Origin of the sequence: Leptotrichia shahii (assembly GCF_008327825.1) — a bacterium.
Classification (GTDB): domain Bacteria; phylum Fusobacteriota; class Fusobacteriia; order Fusobacteriales; family Leptotrichiaceae; genus Leptotrichia; species Leptotrichia shahii.
Genome location: NZ_AP019827.1, coordinates 1,842,074 through 1,853,240, shown reverse-complemented (window position 1 = coordinate 1,853,240; position 11,167 = coordinate 1,842,074). Strand labels below are relative to the sequence as shown.

The following is an 11,167-nucleotide window of genomic DNA, read 5'->3' as shown; positions in this document are numbered from 1 at the left end:
TCTCCTAATTTAACCAATATTAACCTTCAAGTCTAGATAAAATTATTTCATTAATCATTTGAGGATTAGCCTTGCCTTTAGACAATCTCATCGCTTGTCCAACAAGATATTTTAGTGCATTACTCTTACCATTTTTATAATCTTCAACCGATTGTGCATTTTCAGCCAACACTTGCTCAACAATTTTCTCAATCGCACTGTCATCAGTAATTTGAACTAATCCTTTTTCTTTTACGATAATTTCAGGATCTTTATCTTCTGTCAATAAAATTTCAAATACATCTTTCGCTATTTTTGAGCTAATTGTTTTTGCTTGAATCAATTTAATCAATTTACCTAAATTTTTTGGCGTTACATTAAATTCTGAAATCGAAATATTTTTTTCCTTCAACACTCTCAAAACTTCTGTCAACACCCAGTTTGCCGCAAGTCTTGGCTCTTTTGTATCATTTACAATTTCTTCATAATATTCAGCTAATTCTTGTTCCGAAGAAAGTGTTGCAGCTTCCATTTCATGCAATTTATACTCATTTACAAATCTTCTCGCTTTTTCATCAGCAAATTCTGGCATTTCACCTTTTACTTTTTCCAATCTTTCGTCAGAGATTACAAGTGTAGGCAAATCTGGCTCAGGGAAATATCTGTAATCCATAGCTTCCTCTTTACTTCTCATTGGCTTAGTTACAGCATTTTCCTCATCCCAAAGTCTAGTTTCCTGAACAACTCTTCCACCATTTTCGATCACTTCAATTTGTCTATTTGTTTCATATTCAATAGCTCTCATAACCGCTTTAAACGAGTTTAAGTTTTTAGTTTCCGTTCTAGTCCCTAATTCTTTTTCACCTTTTTTTCTAACAGAAACATTTGCGTCACATCTAAGCGACCCCAATTCCATACTTACATCACTAACTTTAGTATATTTCAATCTATCCTTCAATGTATTCAAGTACGCATAAGCCTCTTCAGCATTTTTAATTTCTGGCTTAGAAATAATCTCGATTAATGGAACAGACGCTCTGTTGTAATTCAACAATGTTTCAGAAGTTGTGTGAATACTTTTCGCCGTATCTTCCTCAATTTGAATTCTCTCAATCCCAACAACTGCTTCTTTTCCAGAATTTGTCGTAATTTTCAAAGTCCCATTTTCCGCATAAGGTTTAAAATATTGCGTAATTTGATAATTTTTTGGCGAATCTGGATAAAAATAATTTTTTCTATCAAATTGACTCTCCTCATTTATCTCACATCCCAAAGCAAGTGCCGCTTTTATCGCATAATCAAGCACTTTTTCATTCAATTTTGGCAATGCTCCTGGTTGACCAGTACACACTGGACACGCCGATGTATTTGGATGTTTGTTATCATAATCGGCATCACACGAACACCATACTTTTGTATTTGTTTTTAATTGACAATGCACTTCCAGTCCGATGACTGTTTCATATTCAATACTCATTTTCTAATATTTTTCCTTTCTCCTTCAAATCTTTCATTTCCACTTTATTTAATAAAAAACTCGCTATTCTTAAATGTTTTTTTTTTTATCTTTTATTATTTTAAAAAATTTTTTTACTTCTATTTTTAAAACTCAGGATATTCAATTTCCCCACGAACACCTTCAAATTTATGAGAAATATTAAACAATAAATCTTCTCTAAAATAATTTCCAATCAACTGAATTCCAACTGGCAATCCATCTACAAATCCAGCAGGTACTGAAATTGCAGGAAGCCCCGCCATATTTATTGATACGGTAAAAATATCTCCCAAATACATCTGGACTGGATCAGTAATTTTTTCACCTTTTTTAAATGCTGTTGTTGGAGAAACTGGTGTTAATAAAACATCTACTTCTTTTAATGCTTTTGAAAAATCATCTCTAATAAGTCTTCTAACTTGCGAAGCCTTTTTGTAATAAGCGTCATAGAATCCAGAACTTAACACATAGTTTCCAATCATAATTCTTCTTTTTACTTCATCTCCAAAACCTTTTGTTCTTGATTCAACATACATTTTTTCCACATCTTCGTTACTTTCTCTCACACCGTATCTTACTCCGTCGTATCTTGACAAGTTTGAAGCAGCTTCAGCCGATGAAATTATGTAATAAGTAGAAATCGCATATTTTGAATATGGAAGTGATACTTCTTTAATTTCAGCTCCTAATTCCTTCAATTTTTCCACCGAATCCATTATCACTTTTTTAATATTTTCATCTAATCCTTCTGCAAAATATTCTTTTGGAATCCCAATTTTCAAGCCTTTCAAATCATTATTCAAACTTTCCAAATAGTTAGGAACTTCCACATTTACACTTGTCGCATCCTTTTCATCATATCCCGCAATTATTTGCAAAAGTCTAGCCAAATCTTCAGTCGATTTTGCCAAAGCTCCAATTTGATCAAGTGAAGATCCAAATGCCATAAGTCCGTATCTTGAAACTCTTCCATAAGTCGGCTTAATCCCAACAGTTCCAGTCAAACAAGCAGGTTGTCTAATACTTCCACCAGTATCTGAACCAAGTGCAATCGGTGCTTGTCCCGCTGCAACCATCGCTGCCGATCCTCCACTACTTCCACCAGGAACTCTTGTCAAATCCCACGGATTAGAAACTGATTTTATCGACGAATTCTCATTTGAAGACCCCATCGCAAACTCATCCATATTAGCTTTCCCAATTATCGGTGTTCCAGCTTTTTTCAATTTTTCCACAACTGTCGCATCATAAACTCCCACATAATTTTTAAGAATTTTCGATGCAGCCGTAGTCAAATCTCCTTTTGATACAATATTGTCCTTCAAAGCCACAGGCACTCCAAACAACAACTCAATATCATAATTTTTCCTATCTTCCTCATTGTTTTCAGAATCATATTTTTTTGCCTCATCTATAGCCTTTTTAGGAAATACATTAGAAAATGCTCCTATTTTTTCTTCAGTTTTCTCAATTCTATCCAAAAAAGATTTTGTCACTTCTTCAGAAGAAATTTCTTTATTTTTTATCATTCCAGCTATTTCACTAGCCGTTTTTTTATATAAACTCATTTTTCCACCTTTCTAATTTTTTTCTAAAATGTATCTAAAAATCTCAATTTTTCAAAAAATTTTTTCTCTTCCAATTTTCAAACTTCTATTCTTTAAAAATTCTACCAATCAGACATTTTTCAATACATCCTAATTATCCGCATTTTCTCCCACAACTTTTGGAACAATTATAAATTCCTCATCACTATTTGGTGCATTTTCCAAGATTTCTTTCTTAATTCCACTATTCTTAACAACATCTTTTCTCAATACATCCTTCAAATCAAGCACATTAAAAAGTGGCTCAACCTCACTCGTATCCACGCTATTCAACTCTTCCATATGATCAAAAATTTTATTCAAATCCACTCTAAATTTTTCAATTTCACTTTCTGAAAATTCCAGCTTTGAAAGTGCTGCTATTTTCAGTACATCTTCTTTGCTTAACATTCGCTATTTTCCTCCTTTAAAAAATATCTTTAGCCCAATTGGGTAACTCATTAGATTGTTTTATTATTTTTTTATTTATAATTTTTAAAATCATTTTATATTCTTTTGTATTATCATAAATTGTAACATTATCAAATTTATTTAAAATTTTCAATAAATTTTTCAAAGATTCATTATATCTTTTTTCGACAATTTTATCAGGAATATCATGTCCGCCTCTTAGAACTCTATTTCTTATTCTTTCTTTTACAATATCTACGCTATTTATTCCTATATAAAACAAATGAAGTTTATAATTTTTGCTTTTTAATTTATCAATTAATTTTAATATTGTTTTCCCAGTTAATGTAGTTTCCTCGTTAAAAGAAAGTCCTTTTTCAATATATTCATTTCTCAATTTAATTGCTATTTTTGCTGATTTTATTTGATCAGCTTCATTTTTCCAATTTCCAATTTTTTTAACTATTTCATCAGTATTTATTCTAAAAGTTTCTTTAATATCCTCAGTAATTATACTAAACAAAGTAGATTTTCCTACTCCATTTACTCCTGCAAACAAATAAAAATTTCTATCTTCCATAATTAATATATCCCTTTTTCAATCGCTTCTTTCTGTTTACTCCGTATAACCAAATCCTGCAATTCAATATAAAAATCAATATCTTTCTTATTTTTGGTTCTTTCTAGCAATGTGTTAAAATCTTTATAACTTATCATTTCTATCAATTTTTTCAATTCCATATTTTCAATATCTTGATTTGGAAACAATTCTTTTAATTTCATAGTTTCTCACTTCTCTCAGAATTTTTTACAATTTTTCCCTTCACAAACAAAAACTCTCTCAATGATTTCTCCTCAAATTCCCCATAATTCTTTCTCAGTTCACAAACTGCATTTCTAAGAATTTCCCCTTTTCTCACTCTTTTCGACACTCCAAGAAAAACTCTCTCCAAAAAATCCAAATCTTTGTATCTTGCCAAAACTTTTTCTCTCTTCAGCCAGTTAAAAAAACTTTTAAAATCACTTGGAAAAAATTCATCATATTTTTCAATATTTTTAATTATTTTTCTTTCAACTTTTTCCACATTCTCAAAATCAGGATTTCCACTAAAAATATTCTCAAAATTTTTACACAAAAAATGGTCAACATACATATCCGATACAATCCCTTTAAAAATCCCAAATTTTTCTCGCAAAAGTTCATTCAAAAAATTCTCTTCTCTATCAGAAATTTTATCAATCAATCTATGCAAAATTATCCCGCTTTTCAGATTTTCTTGTAATTCGATTTTCTCAACCTTCCCTTTATAAAAATCTCCAGTAAAATTGCCATAAAGCGTATTTTCATTCATTTTTTTATCAATTTCAAGTGATATAACCGAATGAGCTAAATAATTCATTTTGACTCCTGTTTTTTCAAATAGTTCAAAATTTCATCAAAATTCTCAAACTCAAAAAAATCAATCTCATTTTCTTGACAAAACTTAATCGCTCGAGTTCCTTTTCTAACAAAAGAAAAATCTGCCACTTCAATCGCCCTGTAGTCTGAAGGTCCGTCGCCAACGAAATAAACCGTATAACCTTTATTTTGATATTTTTGAACGGCTTCTTTTTTATCAACACCGTAATACTGCTCTTTATCTAAATACGGAAATGAAACAGTAATCTTATTCCCATTAAATTTAATATCATTTGATATAATCTCATTTTCATCCAAGTCAATTCCGTAGTTTCTAAGAACACCTGATATATTTAATTTTGTCCCAGCGCTTACAATTTTGAATTCAATGCCACTTTTTACAAAATCTGTAAACGTTTCGTCAATTCCAACTAATTTCAATGTTTCTAGAAATTCCTCTTTCGTAATATTCAAGCTCTCAATCCCAGTCTGCAAATATTCCTTCATCGTAATTTCGCCACTTCGATATTTTTTCCTGATATCTGCCTTTAATTCTGGCTGATACACCGAAAGTAGCGTATCTGTCGAATCTTTTTTACTAATTGTAATATCAAAATCTATTAAAAATATTAATTTTTTACTCACATTTTCTCCTTTAGCTGTCAAAAATACTATTATTTCTCAATTTTTAACGACTTTATTTTTATAAATTTTTCAAATATTTAATTTCGTCTTCATTCAAAGCACGGTATTCTCCCACTTTCAAATTCCCAAGCGTAAGTTCTCCCACTTTAATCCGTTTCAATGAATTAACGTTATACCCCAATGTTTCCAGCATTTTTCTTATCTGACGGTTTCTTCCTTCAAAAATTGCAATTCTAAGTTCCTTTTTGTCAATTTTTTTAACTTTAGCAGGTGCTGTTCTTTTTCCGTCAATTACAACTCCATATTGCAATGCTTCGATATCTTTGTCGTCAATCTCACGGCTTACTTTGGCAACATAGCTTTTGTATAATTTTTTTCTTGGGTGCATTACATGATTGTAAACGTCGCCATCATTACTAATTATAATTAGACCTTCTGTCATAAAGTCCAGTCTTCCGTAAGTAAAAAGTCTGGCACGTGATTTTATAAAGTCAATTGCAAGTTTACGTCCAAATTTATCCTCATTTGAACAAATAACTCTTTTTGGCTTGTTTAAAATATAGTATTCATATCTTGTATTAAGTTTCACTCTTTCCCCATCAATTCTAACCACATCTTCAGGCTTTATATCCATTCCAATAATAGCTTCATGCTTGTTTACCGTAACCCTTCCTTCATTTATTAGCTCATCAGCCTTTCTACGAGAACAAAATCCCGTTTCTGCTATAAATTTATTTAATCTCATTTTTTACCTCTTTATTTTTAATTTCTAATTTTTTAATTTATTAAAAATTATTTTTAGAAGAAAGTTCAACCTTCTTTTTACTAAATAACTAAAATATAATTTTTATTTTTCAGCATTTTCATTATCTGGACTTTCAATTTGCGTTTTTTCATCTTCTTTATAAAGCAAATTAATTTTTTGAAACTGCTCACTTCCAGGCAATTCTTCTCTTCCGTGAATATTCAAGTAACTGTAAAAATCTTGTGTCACTTCATATAAATTTGGAGTTCCAATTGATTTTTTCTTTCCAGAAATATAAATTAATTTTCTTTCCAAAAGATTAGCCATTGTTTTATCTGCTCCAGCACCTCGGATCTGTTCGATTTCAGCTTTAGTTACAGGTCCTTTATATGCAATAATTGCCAATGTTTCCATTGCTGAACGTGATAATTTCTTTAATTTCATTTCTGGATTAAAAAATCTTTTCACCTCAAAGCCAAAAAGCGGATTCGATACTAGATAAACTGCTCCATTTTCAATTTTTAAGTTTATTCCAGTATTTTTTCTCTTTTCCCTCAAATTATACAGGACTTCTTCCATTTCAAACTTTTCCATTGTATAAAACTGTGCTAGTTCCTGTACTGTCACTATTTCCTTTGCCAAAAAAATAATTGCTTCCACTTTTTCTTCAATTTCACTAATTCTAATTTTTCTTTGAACGCCAATTATATTGCTTTGTTTATCTTCATTTTCTTTTTTTTCAAACTTTTCCATATTCTACCATTTTTCTTTTTTATTTTTTCTGTAACAATAATTTATTTAATGCTAAAAAATTTTGTAATTACAATAAACCTGTTCGATAACTATACAAACTTAGAATCTAATAAAATAAATCTTCTAAAGTAAGGAATCTTGACTTCTTGTCATAGATAAAAAAACTTAGATTATCAAACATATCTAATCATAAGTTACCACTATTTTCATTAATAGGGGAATTCTCCTATATAGTTTCTTTCAGAAAATTCCCCTAATTTCTAATTATTCAAATTAATATTCGTGTGTTGGTGAAATGATAATATTTTTGTATCTCTTGAAATCTGTCAATACTTCTGCAATTCCTGTTACTACAGCATGAATCGCATCATCTCCAACAGTTACCTTTAACAGTAATTCCTTTTCAATTCTTTCTTTCAAGATTTTTATACCTGCTCCACCACCAGATAAATAAATTCCTGTTTCATAAATATCCGCTGCGACTTCAGGCTCTATTTCTTCTATCGTAAGTCTTACTTCATCAATAATTGCATCAATGTGTCTTGTAATTGCTCCATTTATAGCAGAAGTCTTAATTTTCATGCTTTTTGGTAATCCAACTCCTAGTTCACGTCCTCTTATTTCATATTCAAATTCAGGATCATCTTGGCTTATTGTATTCATTTTTAGTTCTTCAGCCGTTCTTTCACCGATTAATAAATTATATTCATCTTTTACAAATTCCATAATATCTTCGTTTAAATGATCCCCAGCGATTTTAACTGATCTAGATAATGCCGCTCCACCTGATACAATAAATGCGATTTCAGTAGTTCCTCCACCTATATCGACGATTAAATGCCCTTTTGGTTCAAATAAATCAATTCCAACACCGATTGCAGCGGCTATTGGTTCCTCAATTAGATAAACTTCTTTTGCTCCAGCATCTTTTACAACTTCAATTACTGCTCTTCTTTCTACTTGTGTAACTCCACTTGGAACACATATAATTACTCTCGAGCTTTGGAATTTATCTTTTTTTATTCTATGTAAAAATTCTTCAAGCATTCTTTCAGTAACTTCATAATTTGAAATTACTCCATTTTTTAATGGACGAATAATTTCAGTATGCTTAGCTGTTCTACCGATTATTTCCTTTGCCTTTTCACCGATATGTTCCAATTCTTCTGTTTTCTTATTGATAGCCACATAAGTTGGCTCATCTACCTGAATTCCTTCTCCCTTTACATACATGACAGTGTTTGCCGTTCCTAAATCAATAGCTATATCACGTGTAGCCTTTGGTGCTATATTTGTCTTAAACAAGTCAAAAAATTTCATCTATTCTATCTCCTTCATTCTTTTTTGTTTTTTTATAAAATATCTATCAATTATTATAGCCTTAAAGTATTTTACCATTTTTTTTGAATATACTCAAGCAACTTTAAGGATGAATTTTCTATAATATTAATTAATATCCTGAAATTTATCTTTTTTTTAATTAATTTCATTAATATTATCGGCTATTATCTGATCATCATAACTTATAATTCCATGTTCCTTTAGCTGATCATAAATTCTAGAGGCTCTGTTAAATCCTATTTTTAATTTGCGTTGAAGAAGTGAAATTGAAACTTTGTTCTCCTGTCTTATGATATTTACTGCATTTTCAAAGTAAGGATCTGTATCATCATCTATTTCCTCTTCAGGTTCTTTTAAAATTTCATTTCTATATTTTACTTTTTTGGTAGATTTCAACGTATCAGTTAAGTCTTTAACTTCTTCATCAGAAATATATGCTCCCTGTATTCTTTCTAATTTTGAAGATCCGTTGGCAAGCAATAGCATATCACCTTGACCTAAAAGTTTTTCTGCGCCTGCCGAATCAAGTATTGTTCTCGAATCAATTTGTGATCTTAGTGCAAATGAAATTCTGCTTGGCAAGTTAGCCTTTATCATTCCAGTTATAACATCTGTAGATGGCCGTTGTGTCGCAACAACTAAATGGATTCCAACTGCCCTTGCCTTTTGTGCAATTCTTGCAATTGATTCCTCCACGCTTCCAGAGGCAACCATCATAAGGTCAGCCAGCTCATCAATTATTATAACAATATACGGCATTTTTTCCACGAAGCTCAATGAATTATAACCTTTTATATTTCTTACCCCATTTTCCATAAGTTTCATATATCTGTTTTCCATTTCGTTAACTGCCCATTTTAATGCTATTGCAGCTTGTTCAGGATCTATAATTACTGGCACTAAAAGATGCGGAATATCGTTATATGGCATAAGTTCCACCATTTTCGGATCAACCATTATAAATTTTACTTCCTTGTCAGATTTTTTTGAAATCAATGTTGAAATTAACGTATTTACACAAACTGATTTTCCAGATCCTGTTTGTCCTGCAATAAGCAAATGTGGCATTTTAACAATATCTATGAATTTATCTCGCCCAACAATATCTTTTCCCAATATTACCTTTAATTCTCCAGTATCAAGTTCCTTATTTTTTATAATATTTGAAAAATGCACAGGCTCCTTTATTTTATTTGGAGTTTCAATTCCAATTGTATTTTTTCCTGGAATTGGAGCTTCTATACGAATGCTTTCCGCCGCAAGGTTCATTGCAATATCATCTGAAAGTCCCGTTACTTTGCTAACTTTTACACCCTTTGGAATTATAATTTCATATCTTGTTATAGTTGGTCCATATTCATAATTTACAACTTTTGCATCAATTCCAAATTCCTTTAATACATTTTCCAAATGACTTACATTTTCCCTTATATTTTCTTCTATTTTCTGCTTTCTTTCAAGATCCATCGGTTTTGACTTAAAAATTTCTGCAATGGATTTTTTTACGACGTCATCATATCCCTGATCATTATCAAATACTGCATTAATTTTTTTCAATTCATCTTCCAGCTCTTTTTCTTTTAATTCTCCATTTTCAAATGCTTCAAGTTTTGGAAATTGCTGAAAATTTGGATCTGCATTCACTGAATTAATTTCTTCTTTTTTTAAGGGAGTTATAATTTCGAGCTTTGGTTCTTTTTCGTTCTTTTCATTACCTTTTTTGATTTCAGATTTTTTTTCATTTTTTACTTCTTTTTTATTTTCTGAATTATTCTCATTTTTTGTGTCTGAAGTATTTTTATTATTTTCAGATTTTTCTGTATTTTCTAATGGTTTTACAACTGTTTCCAATGTGTCTTCTTTTTTTCTTTTTTCCTTTTCTTTTATTTTCTCTCTTCTTGCATTTTCGTCTTTTTTAAAATTCCCTTTTTCCTTTTCTTCAAAAATTTCAATCCATTCTTTTTCTTTTTCTGCAAGCTCTTCTTTAGAGTAAACTTCTGTTTTTTGTAAAAAATTATTTTTAGGCTTTTTAGAAATTTCAAAACTTAGCTTTTCATTTCTAGACTGTATAATTTTAGCCTTTAACATTTCTCTTTGATACCGCTTATAATCCGTCTTCTTTAAATTTTCAGCATATTTTTTTGCAGCTAATTTTCTTTTTTTCTCTTTGTAATCATCACTTTTATAATATTTTATTACTTCTTTTAAAACTTCATATCCAAGCTCAATTAAATCTCTGATTAGCAACGCTACAAAAAATAATGCCACTATTAAAAGAACAAAAAACATCCATTGAAAATGCAGTATTTTATAAAATGGCATTGAAAGCAATGCTCCCAAAATTCCTCCACTTTCACGTCCAAACCCTATTTCCAGAAGTTGTCTTCCAGCCTCGGTAAAATTATCTGATAAAGGGTTTCCCTTAACAACAGAACCTCTTATCAAAATCATTCCCCAACTTAAAAATAACCCTAATAACGCAGCGATTTTCCCTTGTGTTATGTCAATTCTTATTTTTTCATGAAAAAATAGAGTTATTCCATACAACATGGAAACTACAGCTATAAACCATGTCATTTTTCCAAAAAATAACGTAATTCCGCTCAATATAAGCGAAAATATATTTTCTCCGATATTATCACTGAGCATTTTTGACTTATTTGCTAATAATAAAACCAATATAAGTCCAACAGCAAACCAGATTATACCTTCAATTTTTCTTTTACTCATGTCATTATCCTTTCTAAAAATTCTATCTAATTTTCACAGATTCCAAATCTAAAAATTTTTAATTAATTTTATTTTATAAT

General features: G+C 30.3%; 11 protein-coding genes. All 11 read right to left on the bottom strand.

Annotated elements, in window-relative coordinates; genetic code table 11:
* Positions 1 to 19: 19 nt before the first annotated feature.
* Positions 20 to 1,456, bottom strand: coding sequence for an Asp-tRNA(Asn)/Glu-tRNA(Gln) amidotransferase subunit GatB (gatB, locus tag F1564_RS08580; RefSeq protein ID WP_018450474.1), 1,437 nt, complete (start codon positions 1,454 to 1,456; stop codon positions 20 to 22).
* Between the two features lie 125 nt (positions 1,457 to 1,581).
* Positions 1,582 to 3,045, bottom strand: coding sequence for an Asp-tRNA(Asn)/Glu-tRNA(Gln) amidotransferase subunit GatA (gatA, locus tag F1564_RS08575; RefSeq protein ID WP_018450475.1), 1,464 nt, complete (start codon positions 3,043 to 3,045; stop codon positions 1,582 to 1,584).
* Positions 3,046 to 3,174: 129 nt separating this feature from the next.
* Positions 3,175 to 3,474: an Asp-tRNA(Asn)/Glu-tRNA(Gln) amidotransferase subunit GatC gene (gene gatC, locus F1564_RS08570; protein ID WP_018450476.1), complete on the bottom strand. Its 300-nt coding sequence runs from the start codon at positions 3,472 to 3,474 to the stop codon at positions 3,175 to 3,177.
* Positions 3,475 to 3,490: 16 nt separating this feature from the next.
* Positions 3,491 to 4,054 (bottom strand): zeta toxin family protein, encoded by a 564-nt coding sequence (locus F1564_RS08565; RefSeq protein WP_018450477.1) that lies wholly within the window; start codon positions 4,052 to 4,054, stop codon positions 3,491 to 3,493.
* Positions 4,055 to 4,056: 2 nt separating this feature from the next.
* Positions 4,057 to 4,257, bottom strand: a complete 201-nt coding sequence (locus F1564_RS08560) for a hypothetical protein (RefSeq protein ID WP_018450478.1) — start codon at positions 4,255 to 4,257, stop codon at positions 4,057 to 4,059.
* On the bottom strand, positions 4,254 to 4,874 hold the full coding sequence (locus F1564_RS08555; RefSeq protein WP_018450479.1) for an ACP phosphodiesterase: 621 nt from the start codon (positions 4,872 to 4,874) through the stop codon (positions 4,254 to 4,256). The genes F1564_RS08560 and F1564_RS08555 overlap by 4 nt, the downstream gene beginning before the upstream one ends.
* Positions 4,871 to 5,518: an MtnX-like HAD-IB family phosphatase gene (locus F1564_RS08550; RefSeq protein WP_018450480.1), complete on the bottom strand. Its 648-nt coding sequence runs from the start codon at positions 5,516 to 5,518 to the stop codon at positions 4,871 to 4,873. Before F1564_RS08550 ends, F1564_RS08555 begins: the two co-directional genes overlap by 4 nt.
* Positions 5,519 to 5,576: 58 nt before the next feature.
* The gene (locus F1564_RS08545) at positions 5,577 to 6,263 is read right to left on the bottom strand and encodes a pseudouridine synthase (RefSeq protein ID WP_018450481.1); all 687 of its coding nucleotides are present in this window, start codon (positions 6,261 to 6,263) and stop codon (positions 5,577 to 5,579) included.
* Positions 6,264 to 6,365: 102 nt separating this feature from the next.
* Positions 6,366 to 7,016 (bottom strand): SMC-Scp complex subunit ScpB, encoded by a 651-nt coding sequence (scpB, locus tag F1564_RS08540; RefSeq protein ID WP_018450482.1) that lies wholly within the window; start codon positions 7,014 to 7,016, stop codon positions 6,366 to 6,368.
* A gap of 273 nt (positions 7,017 to 7,289) precedes the next feature.
* The gene (gene mreB / locus F1564_RS08535; protein WP_018450483.1) at positions 7,290 to 8,336 is read right to left on the bottom strand and encodes a rod shape-determining protein; all 1,047 of its coding nucleotides are present in this window, start codon (positions 8,334 to 8,336) and stop codon (positions 7,290 to 7,292) included.
* Positions 8,337 to 8,492: 156 nt separating this feature from the next.
* A complete protein-coding gene (locus tag F1564_RS08530; RefSeq protein ID WP_018450484.1) occupies positions 8,493 to 11,087 on the bottom strand; it encodes a DNA translocase FtsK in 2,595 nt (864 codons plus the stop codon).
* Between the last annotated feature and the right edge of the window lie 80 nt (positions 11,088 to 11,167).

Excerpts from the sequence above, each read along its gene's own strand:
- gatB (WP_018450474.1), bottom strand. The coding sequence starts at position 1,456 with ATGAGTATTGAATATGAAACAGTCATCGGACTGGAAGTGCATTGTCAA.
- gatA (WP_018450475.1), bottom strand. The coding sequence starts at position 3,045 with ATGAGTTTATATAAAAAAACGGCTAGTGAAATAGCTGGAATGATAAAA.
- gatC (WP_018450476.1), bottom strand. The coding sequence starts at position 3,474 with ATGTTAAGCAAAGAAGATGTACTGAAAATAGCAGCACTTTCAAAGCTG.
- F1564_RS08565 (WP_018450477.1), bottom strand. The coding sequence starts at position 4,054 with ATGGAAGATAGAAATTTTTATTTGTTTGCAGGAGTAAATGGAGTAGGA.
- F1564_RS08560 (WP_018450478.1), bottom strand. The coding sequence starts at position 4,257 with ATGAAATTAAAAGAATTGTTTCCAAATCAAGATATTGAAAATATGGAA.
- F1564_RS08555 (WP_018450479.1), bottom strand. The coding sequence starts at position 4,874 with ATGAATTATTTAGCTCATTCGGTTATATCACTTGAAATTGATAAAAAA.
- F1564_RS08545 (WP_018450481.1), bottom strand. The coding sequence starts at position 6,263 with ATGAGATTAAATAAATTTATAGCAGAAACGGGATTTTGTTCTCGTAGA.
- scpB (WP_018450482.1), bottom strand. The coding sequence starts at position 7,016 with ATGGAAAAGTTTGAAAAAAAAGAAAATGAAGATAAACAAAGCAATATA.
- mreB (WP_018450483.1), bottom strand. The coding sequence starts at position 8,336 with ATGAAATTTTTTGACTTGTTTAAGACAAATATAGCACCAAAGGCTACA.
- F1564_RS08530 (WP_018450484.1), bottom strand. The coding sequence starts at position 11,087 with ATGAGTAAAAGAAAAATTGAAGGTATAATCTGGTTTGCTGTTGGACTT.